Source organism: Mycobacteroides sp. H003 (genome assembly GCF_001440135.1).
In the GTDB taxonomy this organism is placed as follows: Bacteria; Actinomycetota; Actinomycetes; order Mycobacteriales; family Mycobacteriaceae; genus Mycobacterium; species Mycobacterium gwanakae.
This window is the reverse complement of sequence record NZ_LJYL01000009.1, coordinates 730,697-750,422: the sequence shown is the minus strand read 5'-3', so window position 1 is coordinate 750,422 and position 19,726 is coordinate 730,697. Positions and strand designations below refer to the sequence as shown.

At 63.1% G+C, this 19,726-nt stretch carries 16 protein-coding genes, 1 tRNA gene and 1 pseudogene; 13 read left to right on the top strand and 5 right to left on the bottom strand.

Translation table 11 applies throughout. The features are described from left to right. Positions 1-24: 24 nt before the first annotated feature. Genes AOT87_RS03935 through cysC form a run of 3 tightly spaced genes read left to right on the top strand, consistent with a single transcriptional unit; the run spans position 25 to position 3,628 of the window. A complete protein-coding gene (locus AOT87_RS03935) occupies positions 25-828 on the top strand; it encodes a Stf0 family sulfotransferase (RefSeq protein WP_030095061.1) in 804 nt (267 codons plus the stop codon). Continuing rightward, on the top strand, positions 825-1,751 hold the full coding sequence (gene cysD / locus AOT87_RS03930; RefSeq protein WP_057968241.1) for a sulfate adenylyltransferase subunit CysD: 927 nt from the start codon (positions 825-827) through the stop codon (positions 1,749-1,751). The genes AOT87_RS03935 and cysD overlap by 4 nt, the downstream gene beginning before the upstream one ends. Continuing rightward, a complete protein-coding gene (gene cysC, locus AOT87_RS03925; RefSeq protein ID WP_057968242.1) occupies positions 1,751-3,628 on the top strand; it encodes an adenylyl-sulfate kinase in 1,878 nt (625 codons plus the stop codon). Before cysD ends, cysC begins: the two co-directional genes overlap by 1 nt. Before the next feature lie 22 nt (positions 3,629-3,650). On the opposite strand, the gene AOT87_RS03920 is transcribed toward cysC, so the two are convergent. Beyond that, on the bottom strand, positions 3,651-3,992 hold the full coding sequence (locus AOT87_RS03920) for a DUF732 domain-containing protein (protein WP_030095058.1): 342 nt from the start codon (positions 3,990-3,992) through the stop codon (positions 3,651-3,653). A 133-nt stretch (positions 3,993-4,125) separates the two neighbouring features. Between AOT87_RS03920 and AOT87_RS03915 the strand changes: the two genes are divergently transcribed. Continuing rightward, positions 4,126-5,961 (top strand): APC family permease, encoded by a 1,836-nt coding sequence (locus AOT87_RS03915; protein ID WP_057968243.1) that lies wholly within the window; start codon positions 4,126-4,128, stop codon positions 5,959-5,961. A 15-nt stretch (positions 5,962-5,976) separates the two neighbouring features. Here the strand turns inward: AOT87_RS03915 and AOT87_RS03910 are convergent, their stop codons facing one another. Then, positions 5,977-7,356 (bottom strand): cation:dicarboxylase symporter family transporter, encoded by a 1,380-nt coding sequence (locus tag AOT87_RS03910; RefSeq protein ID WP_046253129.1) that lies wholly within the window; start codon positions 7,354-7,356, stop codon positions 5,977-5,979. Between the two features lie 136 nt (positions 7,357-7,492). On the opposite strand from AOT87_RS03910, the gene AOT87_RS03905 reads away from it, so the two are divergent. After that, positions 7,493-8,224 carry an MmpS family transport accessory protein gene (locus AOT87_RS03905; protein WP_030095055.1) on the top strand — a complete coding sequence of 244 codons (732 nt, stop codon included), beginning with the start codon at positions 7,493-7,495 and terminating at the stop codon, positions 8,222-8,224. Here the strand turns inward: AOT87_RS03905 and AOT87_RS03900 are convergent. Next, a complete protein-coding gene (locus tag AOT87_RS03900) occupies positions 8,221-9,594 on the bottom strand; it encodes an MFS transporter (RefSeq protein ID WP_044104595.1) in 1,374 nt (457 codons plus the stop codon). The two genes, AOT87_RS03905 and AOT87_RS03900, sit on opposite strands and share 4 nt — an antisense overlap. A gap of 56 nt (positions 9,595-9,650) precedes the next feature. On the opposite strand from AOT87_RS03900, the gene cmrA reads away from it, so the two are divergent. Next, entirely contained in the window at positions 9,651-10,454 is an 804-nt protein-coding gene (cmrA, locus tag AOT87_RS03895) for a mycolate reductase (protein ID WP_030095053.1), read from the top strand. Here cmrA and AOT87_RS03890 read toward each other — a convergent pair. Next, entirely contained in the window at positions 10,433-11,158 is a 726-nt protein-coding gene (locus AOT87_RS03890; protein ID WP_057968244.1) for a TetR/AcrR family transcriptional regulator, read from the bottom strand. The two genes, cmrA and AOT87_RS03890, sit on opposite strands and share 22 nt — an antisense overlap. Positions 11,159-11,237: 79 nt before the next feature. Here AOT87_RS03890 and AOT87_RS03885 point away from each other — a divergent pair, with 79 nt between their 5' ends. Then, positions 11,238-12,188 carry a diiron oxygenase gene (locus tag AOT87_RS03885; protein ID WP_057965003.1) on the top strand — a complete coding sequence of 317 codons (951 nt, stop codon included), beginning with the start codon at positions 11,238-11,240 and terminating at the stop codon, positions 12,186-12,188. 23 nt (positions 12,189-12,211) lie between these two features. On the opposite strand, the gene AOT87_RS03880 is transcribed toward AOT87_RS03885, so the two are convergent. Next, the gene (locus AOT87_RS03880; protein ID WP_030095050.1) at positions 12,212-13,735 is read right to left on the bottom strand and encodes a helicase HerA-like domain-containing protein; all 1,524 of its coding nucleotides are present in this window, start codon (positions 13,733-13,735) and stop codon (positions 12,212-12,214) included. A gap of 127 nt (positions 13,736-13,862) precedes the next feature. Here AOT87_RS03880 and orn point away from each other — a divergent pair, with 127 nt between their 5' ends. The 6 genes and pseudogenes from orn to AOT87_RS29580 all read left to right on the top strand — a co-directional run bounded on the left by orn (position 13,863) and on the right by AOT87_RS29580 (position 19,018). Continuing rightward, the gene (gene orn / locus AOT87_RS03875; protein ID WP_030095049.1) at positions 13,863-14,489 is read left to right on the top strand and encodes an oligoribonuclease; all 627 of its coding nucleotides are present in this window, start codon (positions 13,863-13,865) and stop codon (positions 14,487-14,489) included. 47 nt (positions 14,490-14,536) lie between these two features. After that, positions 14,537-14,609, top strand: a tRNA-His gene (locus AOT87_RS03870). Positions 14,610-15,023: 414 nt separating this feature from the next. Then, a complete protein-coding gene (locus tag AOT87_RS03865; RefSeq protein WP_070940430.1) occupies positions 15,024-16,049 on the top strand; it encodes an AraC family transcriptional regulator in 1,026 nt (341 codons plus the stop codon). An 88-nt stretch (positions 16,050-16,137) separates the two neighbouring features. Continuing rightward, positions 16,138-16,473 carry an NAD(P)-binding protein gene (locus AOT87_RS03860; RefSeq protein WP_057969627.1) on the top strand — a complete coding sequence of 112 codons (336 nt, stop codon included), beginning with the start codon at positions 16,138-16,140 and terminating at the stop codon, positions 16,471-16,473. 339 nt (positions 16,474-16,812) lie between these two features. Further along, positions 16,813-18,189 carry a cytochrome P450 gene (locus tag AOT87_RS03855; protein ID WP_057969626.1) on the top strand — a complete coding sequence of 459 codons (1,377 nt, stop codon included), beginning with the start codon at positions 16,813-16,815 and terminating at the stop codon, positions 18,187-18,189. Beyond that, positions 18,186-19,018, top strand: a pseudogene (locus AOT87_RS29580) (SDR family NAD(P)-dependent oxidoreductase). Before AOT87_RS03855 ends, AOT87_RS29580 begins: the two are co-directional and overlap by 4 nt. The last annotated feature ends 708 nt before the right edge of the window (positions 19,019-19,726 follow it).

Here is a 19,726-nt window from a genome sequence, read left to right as displayed (position 1 = left end):
ACAATTGCGGTTAGGCTACTGCGCATGCCCGAACATCCCACCGCATATCTGGTGCTCGCCTCGCAGCGCAGTGGCAGCACACTCCTGGTGGAATCTCTGCGCGCAACCGGTGTAGCGGGCGAGCCGCAGGAGTTCTTCCAGTACCTGCCCACCACAAGCCAGTCCCCGCAGCCGCGGGAGTGGTTCGCCGACGTCCAGGACGAGTCGATCCTGCGTCTGCTCGATCCGCTGGACGCGGGCAAGCCCGACCTGGCGCCCGCCACCATCTGGCGCGATTACATCCGCACCGTGGGGCGCACCCCCAACGGAATCTGGGGTGGCAAGCTCATGTGGAACCAGACCCCGCTACTGCTGAACCGCGCCCAAGGTCTTCCCGACCGATCCGGCGACGGTCTACTCGCCGCGATACGCGACGTCGTCGGCAGCGACCCGGTGCTGGTGCACGTATACCGACCAGACGTGGTGTCCCAAGCGGTTTCGTTCTGGCGCGCGGTGCAGACCCGCGTGTGGCGTGGACGCCCCGACCCGGTGCGCGATGCCCGCGCCGAATACCACGCGGGGGCCATCGCCCATGTCATCACCATGTTGCAGGCGCAGGAAGCCGGGTGGCGCCGCTGGTTCGCCGAGGAGAACATCCAGCCCATCGATGTCTCGTACCCATTCCTGTGGCGCAACCTGACGCAGGTGGTGGGCACCGTGCTGGAGGCATTGGGCCAAGACCCCCGGCTCGCACCGGCACCGGTGCTGGAACGGCAGGCAGATCAGCGGTCTGACGACTGGGTGGACCGCTACCGGAGCGATGCGGAACGAGAGGGACTGCCACTATGAGCGACACCGCGACAACGCCCGATCTATTACAGGTCAACGAGCTTCGGCTGTTGGAGGCCGAGGCAGTGCACATCATCCGGGAGGTGGTTGCCGAGCTGCAACGCCCGGTACTGCTGTTCTCGGCGGGCAAGGACTCGATCGTCCTGCTGAGGTTGGCCGAGAAAGCATTTCGCCCGGCACCGTTACCCTTCCCCGTGCTGCATGTCGACACCGGGCACAACTTCCCCGAGGTCATCGAGTTCCGTGACCGCCGCACCACCGGGCACGGACACAAGCTGATCGTCGCCTCGGTGCAGGACACCATCGACGCCGGGCGCGTCGCCGACCCGGGCCCGGGGGCCTCACGCAACCGTCAGCAGACGCGCACCCTGCTCGATGCGTTGGAGGCCGGCCATTTCGACGCGGCATTCGGCGGTGCCCGCCGTGACGAGGAACGTGCCCGCGCCAAGGAGCGCATCCTGAGTTTCCGCGACGAGTTCGGGCAATGGGATCCGCGGGCACAGCGTCCCGAACCCTGGTCGCTGTACAACGGCCGCATCCGTAAGGGCGAACAGGTCCGGGTCTTTCCGTTGAGCAACTGGACCGAACTGGACATCTGGCGCTACATACAGCTGGAAGACCTTGAGCTGCCCTCGATCTACTACGCACACCAACGCGAGGTGTTCGAGCGTGACGGCATCCTGCTGGCCACCTCGGAGTACGCCACCCCGCAGGGCGACGAGGCGGCAGCCACCGAATGGGTGCGCTACCGCACCGTCGGCGACATGACGATCACCGGCGCGGTCCGCTCCCAGGCCACCGAGATCGAGGGGGTGATCGCGGAGATCTCCGTGGCCACCGTGTCCGAGCGCGGCGAGACTCGCGCCGATGACCGCACATCCGTGGCCGCTATGGAAGACCGGAAACGAGAGGGCTACTTCTGATGAGCACCCACACCGCGGTGGACACCCGCCAACTACTGCGCATCGCCACCGCCGGTTCGGTGGACGACGGCAAGAGCACCCTCATCGGGCGACTGCTGCATGACACCGACAGCCTGCCGGTCGACCACCTGGAGGCCGTCACCGACGACGAGGGAAACGCCGACCTCGCTGCGCTTTCCGACGGCTTGCGCGCCGAACGCGAGCAGGGCATCACGATCGACGTCGCCTATCGCTTCTTCTCCACCGCGACCCGCAGCTACATCCTGGCCGACACCCCGGGTCACGAGCGCTACACCCGCAACATGTTCACCGGCGCCTCTAACGCGCATGTCGCGATCCTGCTGGTCGACGCGCGAGCCGGGGTGCTGCGCCAGACCCGTCGCCACGCCCGCATCGCAAAGCTGTTGGGTATCAAGCATTTCGTGGCCGCGATCAACAAGATCGACCTGGTTGACTTCGATGCGCAGCGGTTCGCGGAAGTCGAACGCGAGCTGCATCTACTGGCCGACCGGCTCGGCAAGGTAGACATCACCGTCATTCCTATCGCGGCCAAGCTCGGCGACAACGTGGTGCACCGCTCCGAGAACACCGCCTGGTACAGCGGGCCGACGCTGCTCGAATACCTTGAGAACGTCGAGCTTTCGCCCCCGCAACCGGAGGCCGCCAAGCTGCGCCTGCCCGTGCAGTGGGTTTCGCGCCCAACGGCCGATCAGCGTCGGCGATACACCGGACGGTTGGCGGGTGGCACCCTCAGCGTCGGAGACCCGGTGGTGAACCTGCCGTCGGGAACCCGGTCGACGGTGACGGTGGTCGACACTCTGGATGAAAACCGTTCTACCGGTGTGGCTCCGCTGTCGGTGTCGATCGAATTGGCCGACGATATCGATGTGGGCCGCGGCGATGTGCTGGTGAGCGGCGTAGAGGATGCGGTGCTGCCGGTGCTGGCGCGCGAGCTGGACGCCACGGTCTGCTGGTTCACCAACGGCCCGCTGCGAGCCGGTGACCGGCTCGCACTCAAGCAGGGCACCCGGACGGTGCGGGCCACCGTTCAGGCTCTGCACACCCGGCTGGACCCGGAAACTCTCGACGAGCTGGACGGTCCGGTTGAGTTGGCGCTCAACGACATCGGCTCGGTGACTCTGCGCACCAGCTCGGTCGTGGTGGCCGACTCCTACGCCGACAGCAGGGACAGCGGCGCGTTCATCCTGATCGATGAGGCATCCAACGACACCGTCGGCGCCGGAACCATCACCGAGGCACGCGAGGTAAAACCGGAGACGCACTCGCGCACCGATATCCGGTGGCATCCCTCGGCCCTGGATCGCGAATACCGTTGGGATAGCACCACTCAGCGCGGCGCCATCATCTGGTTCACCGGCCTGCCCGCGTCCGGCAAGTCGACCATCGCGGTAGCGGTGGAACGGGCGCTGGTGGAGTCCGGCCAGGTGGCCTACCTACTCGACGGCGACAACCTGCGCCATGGACTTTCCGATGACCTCGGGTTCTCACCGGGCGACCGCGCCGAGAACATTCGCCGGGTATCACACCTAGCGCGGCTCTTCGCCGACGCCGGGGTGGTCGCGCTGGCATCACTGGTGTCGCCGCTGCGCTCCGATCGGGAGACCGCACGCAGCATCAACGCCGCGGCCAAACTGCCGTTCATCGAGGTGTACATCTCCACCCCGCTGGCCGAATGCGAGAAGCGGGACCCCAAGGGGCTGTATGCACGGGCTCGTGCCGGCGAATTGAAGGGGTTGACGGGCGTGGAAGCACCCTACGAAGCTCCGGAAAATCCCGAACTCGTTCTCGACACCACCGGTGCCGATATCGACGGCCTGGTGGCGCAGGTCATCGACGTTCTTAACCGCGCTCGCTGAGCGCGGTTAAGAACGAACCGGCTTAGGTACGGCTGGCTGCGCGCTCGAGAACCGGACGCTGCTCGGGGCAGTACTCATCGATCGAAGCGCCCAGGAACTGCCACTTCTGCTCGGTGGAGGTGTTGCGGTCCAGGTTCTTGGTCAGGAAGCTGGTGGCCTGGTAGGCGTCCTTGTCCAGACCGGTGTCCAGACGGTGGCAGGCGATCTTGCCGAGGTATGCAGTCTTGTCCGGCGGCGCGTAGATGCCGTAGGAGTGCAGTGTCTCGTTGAAGCTGACGTCATCGGCATGCGCCGGGGAGGCCATGGCGATCGCGGCAGCACCCGCACCCATCGCGATCATCGCAGTAAGACTGAGTCCCTTCATGCCGGTGAGTCTACATCCGTTGACCTCATGGGACATAGGTTCGACGATGTCATCGTGATTGACACCACTATCCGGGCCTCAAGATCGCGTAAAGACCCACGAAAAGCGCCACCTCCGGGTCTACTCTCCCCCGGTGGTTTCTGCGCCCCCGACCCAACCCGTACCGCCGCGCGTCGCCGACCCGCGGCTACGCCGCGTCCTGAAGGATGACGCACACAAACTGACTGCCGTCGGCGGCCTCGCCGCGCTGTCCCTGGACGCCCTGTCCTCGGTGGCCTACGGCCCGGAGGCCATCGTCCTGGCCCTGATCGCGGGCGGGGTCGGCGCCGTCGCCTTCACCTTGCCGGTGGCCATCGCGATCTCGGTGCTGCTCATCGTGTTGGTGTTCTCCTACCGCCAGGTGATCGCGGTACACCCCGAAGGTGGCGGCTCCTACGCCGTGGCCAAGAAAGACCTCGGCCGGGGCGCGAGCCTGCTGGCGGCCGCGAGCCTCGTCGTCGACTATGTGCTGACTGTCGCGGTGAGCCTGGCTGCCGGGGCGGCGAGCCTGGCGAGCGCCTTTCCCGCCCTCGCCCCGCATCTGCTGTCCATCACGCTGATCGGACTGGCCCTCCTGACCGTCCTCAATCTCATCGGCATCAGCGAGTCGGCCAAGGTGCTCATGCTGCCGACCTTCGTCTTCATCATGTGCATCCTCGCGGTCATCGTCTTTGGGTTGTCGCATCCCACCCCCGTGGCCGTCATCGGCAAGGACCTCGGGCCCATCGAACCGGTCAGCGCGCTCGGAATCATCCTGGTTCTCAAGGCATTCGCGGCCGGATGTTCGTCGCTGACGGGTGTCGAGGCCATCGCGAACGGCGTCCCGGCGTTCAAGACACCCGCCATCAAACGGGCCCAGCACACCGAGGTCGCGTTGGGAATTCTCTTGGGCGTCATGTTGATCGGACTAAGCATCCTCATCAAGGCACACCATGTGGTCCCCCGCGGCGACGTCACCATTCTGGCGCAGCTTTCCGCTGCCGCCTTCGGCACCGGAATCCCCTTCTACATCACCAATGTGACCGTCGCACTGATCCTCGGGTTCGCCGCCAACACCAGCTTCGGCGGGTTGCCGGTGTTGATGAGCCTGCTCGCCAAAGACGATCGGATGCCCCATCTCTTCGCGTTGCGAGCCGAGAAGCCGGTCTACCGATACGGAGTGGCGGCACTGGCCGCCTTCGCGGCGGTGATCCTCATCGCCAGCGGCGCCGACACCCACCGGCTGCTGCCCCTGTTCGCGATCGGTGTGTTCATCGGATTCACCATCAGCCAAGCCGGTTTGGTCAAACACTGGTTTTGTGCCCGCACCCCGGGCTGGCACTGGAAGGCCGCACTGAACGGGTTCGGCGCGGCCCTGTCGGCCATCGCCATGGTCGTGTTCTTCAGCAGCAAGTTCACCGAGGGCGCGTGGCTGCTGGTCATCGTCATTCCCCTGCTGATTCTGCTTTTCGGGCGCACCGAGAACTACTACCAGGGCGTCAAACGCGAACTGGAGCTCGATGAATTGCCCACCCTGACACCCAATCCCCCCGATCAAACACCCCTGGTGATCGTGCCGATCGACGACATCAACAAACGAACGGTTCAGCTACTCGAGGCGGCATTGCACCTCGGTGGCGAAGTGGTGCCGGTCACCATCAGCCGCACGGACCAGAAGGCGCACGCCATGACCAAACGCTGGGATCAATGGAACCCCGGGCTTGAGCTCGTGGTGCTGCCGACCGCGCACCGATCGCTGGTGACGCCACTGGTGGAGTACGTCAAGAAGCGTCAGTCCGACGGCCGCCAGGTGACCGTGCTCATCACCGAGATCAAGACCAAGCGCCGCTGGCACCAGATCCTGCACAATCAGACCGGAATTGTGCTGACGGCCAATCTCATTGATCGCACCGACGCGATTGTCGCGAACTATCCATACCGCATGAACTGACGGCGCACACCGCCGTCAGTTGGCTGCCTGCGCGGGCACCTTCTCGGCGACGGCGTCGTCTGTGTGATCATCGAGCATGGTGGTTTCGTCGAACGGATCGGCACCGGAGAGCACCGTCTTGATCCGCTCACGATCCGTTGTCTTGGTCCAGGTTCCGATGAGCAACGTGGCCACCGCATTACCGGAGAAGTTGGTCAGTGCCCGCGCCTCCGACATGAACCGGTCAATGCCGACAATCATCCCGACCCCGTCGATCAAGTCGGGCCGATGGCTCTGCAATCCACCCGCCAGCGTGGCCATGCCGGCACCGGTCACCCCGGCCGCGCCCTTGGAAGCGATGATCATGAACGCCAGCAGCGAGATCTGCTCACCGATCGACAACGGCTTGCCCATCGCGTCGGCGACGAACAGTGAGGCCATCGTCAGATAAATCGCCGTTCCATCCAGGTTGAACGAGTAGCCGGTCGGGACAACGATTCCCACCGTCGACTTCTCGACGCCGAGGTGCGTCATCTTCGCGATCAGTCGCGGCAGCGCCGATTCGGAGGAAGACGTCGAGACGATCAGCAGATACTCACGCGCCAGATAGCGCACCAGCTTGAAGATCGACACCCGGGCCACCGCCCACAGCAGCGCGCCCAGCACACCAAAGATGAAGATCACACACGTGGTGTAGAAGCCGAGCATGAGTGCGCCCAGCTCCTTCACGGCGTTCCAGCCGGTCTGGCCGACCACATTGGCGATGGCACCGAAGGCGCCGATGGGCGCCAGCCAGAGCACCATGATGAGGACCTTGAACACCAGCTTCTGAAGCATCCCGACACCGCGCACGATCGACTCACCGGTGGATCCCAGAGCTTGCACCGCGAAACCGACCAGCAGCGCGATGAACAGCGTTTGCAGCACGCTGCCTGAGGTCAGCGCCGAGAACATCGTCTCCGGCACAATCGATTTGATGAAATGCCAGGTGCCACCGGCGGCATGCGCCTGGTCGGCGTACTTGGCACCCGCCCCCTGATTCGCCCCGGACAAATGCAACCCGGTGCCCGGCGCGAGCAGGTTGCCGACAACCAGACCGATCGCCAGCGCGACGGTCGACATCGCCAGGAAGTACACGAACGCCAGCCCGCCGACGCGGCCGACACTGGCGGCCTTGCGCACCGATCCGATGCCCAACACGATCGTGCAGAAGATCACCGGGCTGATCATCATCTTGATGAGGCTGACGAAGATCTCGCCAAGCACACCCACCGACTTGCCGAACCCCGGCCACAGCATGCCGACCACGACGCCCAGCACCACCGCGACGATGACCGCGATATAGAGCCAATGGGTGCGGTCCTTGCGTTTCTTGGGCGGGGCACTCTCGGAAGCCGTGGATTCGGTCACTGTCATGACCCCTATCGTGCCGTATCGTGACCGGGATCACAGCACGGCCCCGCCAGTTGACCCACGTGCGGCGATGAACTGCCGGAAACACGGCCGACGGGCTTTCACCTGCATCGATAGGTTGGCGGGTACCCTGGCGGCCATGGACAGCAACCGCCGCGACGATGCGGCCGCCCAGGGCGGCTCCACGTCATACGGGTCGTGGTCGCAGTCCAGCCAACCGTTGGATTACCCCGATGACCCGGCCTACGCCTCGCAGGCGTTCGAGTATCCCGCGCTCTCCAGCACTGCCCAGCCCAACCAAACGGCTGTGCTGCCGCAGCAATACGGGTCTTACGGTCCTCCCCCACAGGATCCCCCGCCCCCGCGCCGATCGAACACCTTCTGGCTGTGGGTCGTCGGCATCGGGGCGCTGGTCGTCATCATCGCGCTCATCGCCACGCTCGTCGTTCTGATCCAGCGCCAGGATGAGCAGCCCCCCACAGTTATCGCCACTCCCTCCACCCGAACCTCGACGACCACCGCGCCCAGCGTGCCGAGCCTCCCGCCGATACCGAGTTTCACCATTCCCCCAATTCCGGTGAATCCTCCGACACAGGGAAGTCAGGCGGCCACCGAGACTGTCGTCTATGAGGTGTCCGGACGCGGCCCCGCCCTCAACATCACATACTTCGACGCCAGCGGCTCCCTGCAGATGGAGTTCAACGTCAAGCTGCCGTGGCGCAAGGAAGTCAAGCTCAACTCCGAACAGTTGACGAACGCCGTCGTGATCGCCGCCGATTTCTCGCACGACGTCTCCTGCACCCTGCTCGTCAACGGAGCGCAGAAGAGCACCACCTCGGGAAAGATGGCGACCTGTAGCGGTATGGGCTAGCTTGCGCCGCTGATGTTTTCGCCGGTCACCGGGTGGTACCGGGGAACCTTCACCAACATCACCGCCACCATTCCCAGCGCGATCATCAGCACCGGGCCGGCGATTCCCGCACGGGTGGCGTGGAACAGCAGCGCAAAGACGGCGAAAAGCCACGGACCGACGAAAGAGACCGCCCGCCCGGTCATGGTGTAGAGGCCGAAGACGAACGCCTCCCGGCCCGCCGGCGCCATGCGTAGCACCAGCGTTCGGGCCGCCGACTGGGGCGGGCCGACGAACGCGGCGATCGCGAGCCCACAGATCCAGAACGAGGGCTCACCGGACAGGCACATCATCACGATGCCGAGGGTGACGATCGCGACCAAGGAGCCGACGATGATCCCCTTGGACCCCAAACGAGTGTCGATCAAACCGCCGACAATCGCACCGGCCGCGGCCATCACATTCCCGGCCACGCCGAACAACGTGATGTCGGCCCCGGATAAGTGGAAGACCCCGTTGGCGATGACGGGGGTCAGCGCGAACATTGCGACCATCCCGTCGCGGAAGATCGCGCTTGCCCCCAGGAAGTAGATGATGCGCCGATCCATGTGCCACTGCTCGACAAGGTCACGCCACAATTCCCGGTACACCCCGAAAAACCCGGGCGAGGTGGGTGGCGGGTCCTCCGGATCGGCCACCGGTCGGCTGAGCACCAGCGGCAGCGCGAACACCGCGAACCACGCCGCCGCCAACAACGCGGAGACCCGCACGTCGTATCCGTCGGCAGCGGGTATGTGGAAGAAGCCGCGAGTCGGTCCGTCCCCCGAGATGAAGCCCAGATAGCAGATCAGCAGAACGACTACGCCGCCGATGTAGGCGGCCGCCAGGCCGAGCCCGGATACCCGCGAGGCGTTGGCCGATGTGGTGAGTCCGTGCAGCGTCGCGTTGTAGGGAACCTGCGCGAGTTCGTTGAAAACCGAACCCGCGCAATATAACCCGAGACCCAGCCAGAGGTAGCGGTTGTCCTCACGCACCAGGCTCATCGCCGTGGCGACCAGCACCACCAATGTGGTGAGTGTGCCCAGCGCGATACGGCGCCGCTGTGGCGTGTCGGCCCATACCCCGATCACCGGAGCGAGCAGGAAAACAAGGACACCGCCCAGGCCCATCATCCAGCCGAGGAGTCCCTGGGGGACACCATCGGGCATCCCGGCGCCGACTCGGCCCGTCAGATACGGCGTGAAGATGAACATCACGATGACGGTGTTGAAGGCCGCAGACCCCCAGTCAAACGCCGCCCAGGCAGCTATCCGGCCACGTGAGGTGGGGGTGTCCGATTGTCGGTTCGGTCCTGGGTCTTGACGCTCCACAGGCTCCTCGACGCCAGGCATGCTCATTAACGACAAGCGTAGCTTGGCCCACAGTGGGCAACCTTTACGATTGCCCCATGCCGATACCCGCACCAAGTCCCGATGCCCGCGCCGTTGTCACCGGAGCCTCTCAGGGGATCGGAGCGGCGCTCGCCGAAGAGCTTGCCGCCCGCGGACACAGCCTCATCATCACCGCCCGCCGTGGCGAGATCCTCAATGACCTGGCCAACACCCTCACCGAGAAGACAGGGGTGATCGTCGAGGTGCGCGCAGTGGACCTCGCTGACCCCGGTGCGCGCGGCGCCCTCTGCACCGAGTTGTCCGAGCGCAACATCTCGATCCTGTGCAACAACGCAGGGACCGCAACGTTCGGGCCCATCCGCGGCCTGGATCCCGAGGGCGAACGCAAGCAGGTACAGCTCAACGCCGTTGCGGTGCATGACCTTACGCTGGCGGTGCTGCCGGGCATGCTTGAGCGTGGGGCCGGCGGCATCCTCATCTCGGGATCGGCGGCCGGGAACTCTCCGATTCCCAACAATGCCACCTACGCCGCCACCAAGGCATTCGCGAATACCTTCTCCGAGTCGCTGCGCGGCGAACTCAAGGGCACCGGGGTGCATGTCACGCTGCTGGCACCGGGACCGGTGCGCACCGTCGAACCCGACCCTGCCGAAGCCTCGATTGTCGATAAGGTGGTCCCGGACTTCCTGTGGATCAACGGGGAGTACACCGCTCGCGTGTCACTTAATGCATTGGAACGCAACAAGATGCGCGTCGTGCCCGGCATCACTTCCAAGGCAATGTCGGTAGCCGCGGGGTACGCACCGCGCGCCATAGTGGCCCCGATCGTGGGCAGCTTCTATAAGAAGCTCGGCGACTGACCCTCGCCCCGCAAGTCACGTAGCGTGGCGCCGGCGGTCTCGACTCGGCCCTGATCGAGCACGTGGTCGGGGTCGACGATGACGCCCTTGGACCGCAGGAAGACGTCGACCGAGGCCCACAACATCTCGGCAAGTCGTTGGCCCACAGCCTCCTCTGGCGTGGCACCCTGCGCTGCTTGCCATATCGCCGTCGTCGCCGCCGTGCCGATCAATGCGGCGGCCAGCTGATCGACACCGGCGGGATGCACGTTGACCCGCTCGAGGAACGATGACATCGCCGCGGCCAGTTCGGCGATGGCCCCATCGTGCCGAAGCGCCGGGGCGGACTTTCCGCGCACACTCACCATCTGATGTTCGAAAAGGAATCGGGTCGACTGCGGATACCGCCGCACCAGCTCGATGAAGCGGGATGCGGCGCGCTGCGCGGATTCTCGCGGCGGGACGGCGATGTCGACGGCCGAGGTCAGTCGCCGCCGGATGGCGCCCACCATGGCCTGCGCCACCGAGTCGAAAAGGTCGTTGCGGTCTTCGAAATGCCTGTACAGCTTGGGTTTAGCGGAGTGCGCCGCGCGGACGACGTCCTCGACCGTGGCCGACGGGCCGTTTCTCTCGATTGCCACCACCGCCGCCGAGACAAATTTTCGACGCACCCGGACCTTGTGCTGAGCCCACCGGTCGCGCCGCGCATCACCGCCATCCGCCATGCCATTGACGATACGCGAAGTACCCGGTACTTTTCGGTACTATCTACGGAATGGCGGACTGAGCAGCGGGAGGCATGTCATGTCGCAAACGCCCATCGATCACGACGACTCACCCATCGAACGCACGGCGGTGCGGCTCCTGCGCTCATCGGTCGAGCGTTCCTACAACCCGGAAGTGGATGTCGATTGGGACGCCCCCGACGTGCCGGGCCTGCGCTACGTGCCCGACAAGTACATCTCGCTGTTCGGCACGAAAATGTTCGAGCGGATGACCGAGGACGAGAAGATCACACTCGGGCGCTTGGAAGCATCGGCCCTGGCCAGTTGGGGCATTCTTGCCGAGAGCGCCTTGATGCACCCCATGCTCAAACTGGCCTCGGTCAGCGATCCCCGCAGCGCCACAGCGCAATACGCTCTGACCGAAGTCGCTGACGAGTGTCGCCACTCGGTGATGTTCGGCCGCCAGATCAACACGTTGAGCGACCGCAGCTATAACCCGCCCAAGATCGCCCGGGCATTGGTGGGCATCACCGCGCTCGCACCGTTGTCCGCGACGATCTTCTCGATGATGCTCATGGTCGAGGAGATACTGGACCGATTGCAGCGCCAGACCATGAATGACGAGACGCTGCAGCCCCGCACCCGTGCGATCGCCAAGATTCACGTCATCGAAGAGGCTCGTCACATCAGCTACGCCCGCACGGCGCTGAACCGCGCGGTCACACGAACGGGCCGAGCCCGAATGGCTGTCGAGCGCGTAATCGTCGCCGCCGGGGCATCGGTAATCCCACTGGTCATGGTGCAACCGGCCGTGTACCGCGACGCCGGGCTTCCGCCTCTCAAGGCAACGTGGGCCGCGCTACGCAATCCGCACTATCACGCAAATCTACGGTTCTTCGGCGAGCGCCTTGTCCGCGTCATGGATGAGGCCAACATGCTGGAGGGCCGTCTGGTACAGTTCCTCTGGCAGCGCTCCCGGATGCTGCCCGAAGGCTTTGTGCCACAGTCGAAACGGACAGCGGACGGCTAGATCGACGATCGACTCGACAGCCCTTACTTCTTGCCCATATTGCGGATGAGCTGCTTGCCCAGCGCGCTGAGGAAGCTCTGAAAGCTCCTGTTGCTGAGTAGGCGCCGCCACCAGCTGGGCTTCTCAGGTGCCGGCTTAGCGCCCTTCTTCGCGGGAGCCTCGATGGGTGCGTCCTGCGCTGCCTGGGCCGCCTTCTCGGCGAGAACCTCGAAGGCGGATCGCGAATCGACCGTCTGGCCGTACTTGGATTGCAGGGGGCTGGACGCGGCGGCCGCCTTGATGGCGTCGTCACCGATGGCGGCCATCAACGAACGCGGCGCGCGCATCCGGGTCCACGCCACCGGCGTCGGCGCGCCTCTCTCGGAGAGCACCGTGACGATGGCCTCGCCGATGCCCAACGAGGTCAGCGCCGCGCCCATGTCGTACACGTCAGTCTTGGGATAGGTCTTGACGGTCTTGGTAAGGGCCTGCTGGTCCTCGGGCGTGAAGGCACGCAGCGCGTGCTGAATGCGCGCACCCAACTGCGAGAGCACGTTGTTGGGCACATCGGTGGGCAGCTGGGTGCAGAAGAAGACGCCAACACCCTTGGACCGGATGAGCTTGACGGTCTGCTCCACCTGCTCCAGGAACGCCTTCGACGCGTCGGCGAACAGCAGGTGCGCCTCGTCGAAGATGAACACGAGCTTCGGCTTGTCAACGTCGCCGACCTCGGGCAGCTTCGTGAACAGGTTGGCCAGAATCCACATCAGGAAAGTGGAGAACAGAACCGGCCGCGCAGCCTGCGCCCCCAGCTCGACAAGCGTGATGACGCCCTTGTCTCCGGATGTACGCATCAGATCGTTCGGATCGATTTCGGGTTCGCCGAAGAACGTATCGCCGCCGTCGGCCTCCAGGTTGATCAGCGCTCGCAGGATCACGCCCGCCGTCGCCGCCGATACGCCACCGAGGTTCTTCAGGTCCGCCTTGCCCTCATCGCTGGTCAGGTACGTGATGACCGCGCGCAGATCCTTCAGATCCTGCAGTGGTAGCTGCTGTTGGTCTGCCCAGTGGAAGATCAGCCCCAGCGTGGATTCCTGGGTGGCGTTGAGCCCCAGCACCTTTGACAACAAAATCGGCCCAAAGCTGCGGATGGTGGCGCGGATGGGCACACCGATCCCGGTGGTACCGAGGGAGACGAACTCCGCCGGGAAGCCCGAGGCCACCCAATCGTCGCCGGTGTCCTTGGCACGTGCCGCCGTCTTGTCGCTGGCCTCGCCGGGCTTGGAGATGCCGGACAGGTCGCCCTTGACGTCGGCCATGACCACCGGCACCCCCGCGGCGCTGAGCTGCTCGGCGATCACCTGAAGGGTCTTGGTCTTACCGGTACCGGTCGCGCCGGCGATGAGGCCGTGCCGGTTGAGGGTCGCCAACGGAATGCGGATACGCGCCGCAGGATCGACGTTGCCGTCGACCACGACCGACCCCAGTTCAAGTGCCTGACCTGTGGTGGCGTATCCGGCGGCGATCTGCTGGGCGGGCGTGGATCCCGCGGTGGTCTGCTCGGCCATGGCCACGACCCTAATGCCCCCAACCGTCTCCGTCATCGCTCAGTGTGGCGTCGACACGGGATTGCTCGCGAAATTCCGTGCTGACGTCACACTCACGGATCGCACGTACCGCTAATGTGGTCAGACTGTGAGTGCCCCACGCGATGAACTGGTCTGGATCGACTGCGAGATGACCGGGCTCGACCTCGGCTCAGACAAACTGATCGAGATCGCCGCCCTGGTCACCGACGGCGACCTCAACATCCTCGGCGAAGGCGTTGACCTCGTCATTCACGCCGATGATGCGGCGCTGGCCGCGATGCCTCCGGTGGTCAAGGACATGCATGCCAAGTCCGGGCTCACCAATGAGGTCCGCAAGTCGACGGTCACTCTGGAAGAGGCCGAGGCCCAGGTACTCGACTACATCCGCCAGCATGTGCCTTCGGCCAAGGTCGCTCCCCTGGCCGGGAACTCCATTGCCACTGACCGCGGATTCATCGCACGGGATATGCCGGCGCTCGACGAGTTCCTGCACTACCGAATGATCGACGTCAGCTCCATCAAGGAGCTCTGCCGCCGCTGGTACCCGCGGATCTACTTCGGCCAGCCCGACAAGGGCCTGGCCCACCGGGCGCTGGCCGACATCAAGGAGTCGATCCGCGAGCTGCGCTACTACCGGCGCGCCGCCTTTGTTCCCGACCCCGGGCCGTCTACCAGTGACCTTGTCGCGATCGTGGCGAACCTGGACAACGCTGCGGATACCGATTCGGCCTAAGGCGCCATCACCGGTTAAGATCTTCCACGCCGCTTCGCGCGGCAATGGTGGCTGTAGTTCAGTTGGTAGAGCACCAGGTTGTGATCCTGGCTGTCGCGGGTTCGAGTCCCGTCAGCCACCCTGTAGGTGGGAGGGCTTTTAGCCCTCCCACCTTTCCATTTCGCAGACCCTCTCCCATCAGCCCAGATACAGGCAGATTCAGTCTGAGTACGGCCCACTACAGTTTCCGCACTTGACCGGCAGCCTTCTTCTCAGGAATCGGGGCAGCGTGAGCTGTTTGTGAACTCGCCGATCGGACTACACAGGCGGCGGGTGGCACAGTAGTCCCGAGCCGCCAAACAGAGACACCCATGCGATCCTGGACTGCTGCAGGTTCGAGTCCTGTCAGCCACCCAGCAGGTAGGAGGCCATTTCTGGCCTCCTACCTTTCTGCATTCGATACTAGTTCGAATTGACGGCGGTTGAGCTGAAGAGATTAAATTTTGCTCTTCATGCTGGTTCTCATAGTCCGGGTGTCCTTGCTAGCTTCAGCGTATGGCGGCTTTGAATACCTGTATGCACCTTGTCGTCTGGTCGCGCCACTTGTGTGCGGAAGCAGAGGAAATTGGGGTGAACGTAGCTGACGTTCTGGCCGGGACGCAGGTCGAATCGGCCGATCTGTCTAATCCGGACTTCCTCGTCTCCGCGCGCGATGAGATCACTATGGTCCGCAATCTTCTTCGAGCTGCCCCCGATGAACCTCTGGTGGCCGCGCGAGTTGGCACTCGGGCGTCCCTCACCAATTTCGGATTGCTTGGTCTTGCCGTGATGTCGTGCGGGTCATTCCGGGAAATGATCGCAGTCGGGCTGCAGTTTTTCGCGTTGACATCGCTGCACGTGATCTTCGATGTTGAGGAATCTGACGGTTGGTGCGACATTTCTATCAGTGCCGCACACCTGCCGTTAGACGTTCGAGACTTCTTCATCGAGCGCGATTCTGTTGGAATCCTCTCCAACGTAGCGCCGTTTGCTACGTCGGTGATCGCAGAGTTCATCGAAGAGGCACATGTCGACTACGTCGGCACTCGTGAATCGGTGGAGCCTATCTTGGCCGGGCTCCCAGCACGCGTCGCATCCATAACCTGTGGTGCAGACCGTACCTGCATTCGTTTTCCGGCGGAATTGCTCGACGAACCACTTCCTCGGGCCGACCAATACACGCTCGCGGCATGCATCGGTCATTGCGAGGAGTTGCTTGAACGACGCGCGGTTCGCACGGGGCTCTCATCGGCTGTACGGACGATGTTGTTGGAGCGCCAATCAGATATGCCCGCACTGGAGCAGACGGCGTCGGCGTTTCGAATGCATCCGCGTACGTTGCGCAGACAGCTTGCTATCGAGCAAACTTCTTACCGTGAACTCATCGAAGAGACGCGGGCAACACTGGCAGCTGATCTGCTCTCGCGTGTGGGGCTTACTGTCGCCCAGACAGCACAGCATTTGGGCTACTCCGATCCGGGCTCATTCACGCGGGCTTTCAAACGTTGGCATGGCGTCACACCGAGTCGTTACCGCAAATAGCTCAGCTGCCACCTCGTGTCCACAAGTGTCAGATTAATGTCCACTACGGACATTAACCCTGGCGCTCAGGAACCATACGTTGGGGTGCATGGCGAAAGCCCTACAGAGTCAGCGTCACATGCACCACACCCACGCCACGTGTATTGCCGTGGCCGGACCAGAGTTGTTCGGTATCGCCATGGGTGTGCGGCTGCAGCGGGCGGGCATAGAGTTCACGATCTACGAGAAGTCAGACGAGATCGGCGGCACGTCGAACCAGCCTCATAATCCACAGCACAGTTTCGCGCTGATGTACGAGCCGCCCGATGCCCAACACGACCTGGGCCTCGGGCTGCGACAGCTGGTACCTAGGCCATGGACGGTTCGCTGGAGCTTCGGCCATAGCTGTCCGAGTGGCCCGCACTGTATTGGCAGAACCTCATGAATCCGACTTCCCCTTGACCGACGGCGGGCATAAGGCGACAGAATCCGTGGCGGCCAGAAGGGCCGCTCAACCCGCACTCAGGTTGAAACCAGATTCACGCGAACCAGCGTCGGAACCAAACAAGATTACGAATGGGACGGTTATGTCGCGGAAGTGTGTGGGGCACGCCAATCGGCAAATGGACTAAATCCCTGGGTATCAGTCTTGGCCTAGGTCTCAGACGCGCACCACATCCGGCACTCGAAGCAATCGATAGAACGGAAAGGTCTGGAGCACATCTTGAGTACATCTACAGTCAACAATTCGACAGAACAGGTCCGCTACCTAAACTTGGTCGAAATGTCGCAGCTTTTACGGAACCTCCAGGGAAATGTCGTCGAGGCTGTAGGCAAACTGCTCGAATGCGAGAAGTCAGTGGGGGCCAGGCTGGCGGGTATAAATGTCGTATTCACTCGAGATCATCGACTGATCGAACAAATATTTGTGTCCCGTCAGCAGAACTATTGCAAACCACGCGAGTACGAGCTGCTTGTCAGACTGCTGGGCAAAGGGTTGCTGACTACCAATGATGTTCCAGCCTGGACACGCAACCGCAGGATGATGCAGCCGATGTTTGCCCACCGTGCACTCCCGGTGTTCGAGCCCACCATGGTCACTGTCATCGACCGACTCCTCGAGGACTGGGCAACGCGTCCAAAAGGAACGCCCATCGATGTATCTGCTGAGATGATGCACGTCGCATTGGGTGTGGTCGGCTCCGCGCTGTTCGGCATGTCATTTCAAGTCGAAGAACTCGACAAAGTAGGCCACCACGTGGACATCGGGGTCAAAGTAGCCATTGACGCTGCAAAGGTCTTGTCGACCGTGCTCGCGCGCATCGTGCCGGGTTTATCGGTCGATAGCGCGATGCGCATTCGACCGTTCGGACGCCGGCAGCTCGTGCAGGCCGCTAACGAACTCGAAACGACGATCTTCGCGCTCATCGCCGAGCGCCGCAAAAGCGCGGCCGCAGGGCAGTCCGCAGGCAACGACCTGCTCAGTCAGCTCATCGAACTGCGCGATGAAGCAACCGGGGCGAGCCTGTCCGATCGGCAAATTTGCGATGAAGTGGCTACGTTCCTACTGGCGGGCCACGAGACGACGGCCACGGCGCTGGCGTGGATGTGGATGGTCCTGTCGAAGAACCCCCAAATGCGCGCCGACATATACGACGAAGTGGACACCGTGCTCGCAGGCCGGACACCCACCGTCGACGACATACCGTCACTGCCGATATGTGGGGCGGTGTTTCAGGAGACGCTGCGGATGTACTCGCCGGTACACACGCTAGCTCGCGAGGCAATCGAAATTGACGAGTTCAACGGCTCGACAATTGAACCCGGGATGATCATTGTGCCCTCGCTGTACTTCGCGCACCGCGACCCTGACGTTTGGGACAACCCCGAAGGCTTCGACTACTCGCGTTTCATGCCGGGAGCACCCAAACCGCCACGCGGCGCCTACCTTCCATTCGGTGGTGGTAAGCGCATCTGTATTGGAGCGGGCTTCGCTCAGATGGAGGCCGTCCTCATCACCGCGATGATCGCGCAGAGATACACACTCGACCTGGTTCCCGGTCACAATCCGGAAGCCCTACCGCAGGTGACATATCGGCCGAAACACGGCATTCCCATGGTCTTGCATGAGCGCACGGCGCAGGGAGTCGATATCGCATGAAAGACTTCGGCGGCAAGGTCATCGTCATCACTGGCGCAGGCTCAGGCATCGGTAAGGCGCTCGCACTCGAATTCGCTCAGCGGGGTTCCCAGCTGGCCCCGTCGGACATCGACCGAGCACGCGCGGAAGCCACCGCGATCGAGGCTGTGTCCTTCGGCGCAACAGCAAAGGCGTACCGCCTCGATACCTCGGACCGGGCAAAGGTCATCGAGCATGCCCGCGAAGTGCGACAGGCCTTCGGACGAATCAACATGATTATCAACAATGCCGGCGTAGGGTCTGCCCGCAGCGTTCTAGACACCTCGTGGGAAGAACCGACCGGGTAGTAGGTGTCAACCTCCACGGAGTCCACAACGGCACCAAGGTATTCCTGCCGCATCTGCTCGACTCAGGGGACGGCTACGTGGTGAACATCTCCAGCATCGAAGGGCTCATCTCTATGCCCTGGGTCAGCAGCTACTGCATGACCAAATACGGCGTTCGAGGACTCACAGAGGCACTGCGGCAAGAAGCTCGCGCGCTGCGATGGCCCATTGGCGTGAGCTCAGTGCACCCTGGATTCATCCGCACATCGATAGCCGACTCCTTCCCCGAGGTCACCGAATCCCTGCACACGTTGTTCAAGCGGCTCTGTTTCACCGATGCCGACAAAGCCGCTCGGATCATCGTCAAGGGAGTCGAGCGTCGTAAGGCCCGAATACTGGTCGGACCCGATGCATACATCTACGGGGCAATCCCGCGGGTATTAGGAAGTCGCTATTCAGATGCGTTCGGGGTGATAGGGCAGCTCAGTCTGCCCGCGGCTCGAAAGCGCGGGTTACCGGTTTAGAAATGTACCGATGCGCCCAAGAAGAGGTCGTTCATCTGAAACAGTCCTGACTGGCGGTGCGGTACCGCAGAACCGGTTGGCGGGGCGGCATTTTGGCGGACCGCCAACCATGCGCAAGAGACGGTTTGCAAGCTGCACGAGCTTAGCGGTACACACTTGACGACTACAAGGTGCTGGTCTGCGCGAGCGACCGCTGGATTCTTGTCCGCCAGCCGTGGAATGAGCACGCACGCGCCGCGATACTGTCCCGGTCGACGATGATTCAAATCTACGTAGCTCACCGCCCGAGGAGGCACTCCGACGTTGGTGGGTTCTATGGGCAAAACGCGAGGAACTGGGCACCCCGACCGCTGGCCCGGTAACCCATACCGCGATCAGGTAATTCACAACATCGCTACCTGGGATCGAGCGATCAAGATCGATTTCAGGAAACGCCCCATGTAGACGATACGTTTCATTACACGATCCATGGCAAACCGACAGGCCCAAAAAGTGCACGTCGACAGTGACCGTCGTCAGAAGCTGTCAGCTAATCATGAATACAGAGCATCGCCACTGAGGGAAAGATTCTCTCCGCATGCTGATGCCAACGAAATCTTGAATGCTCCAATCAATATTGGCGCTATGACCAGGCATGTCGAACCGTTACAAATCTGGTTACGTCACGACCCAGTATTTACCAACACCTGTATACGAGAACTGGTAACG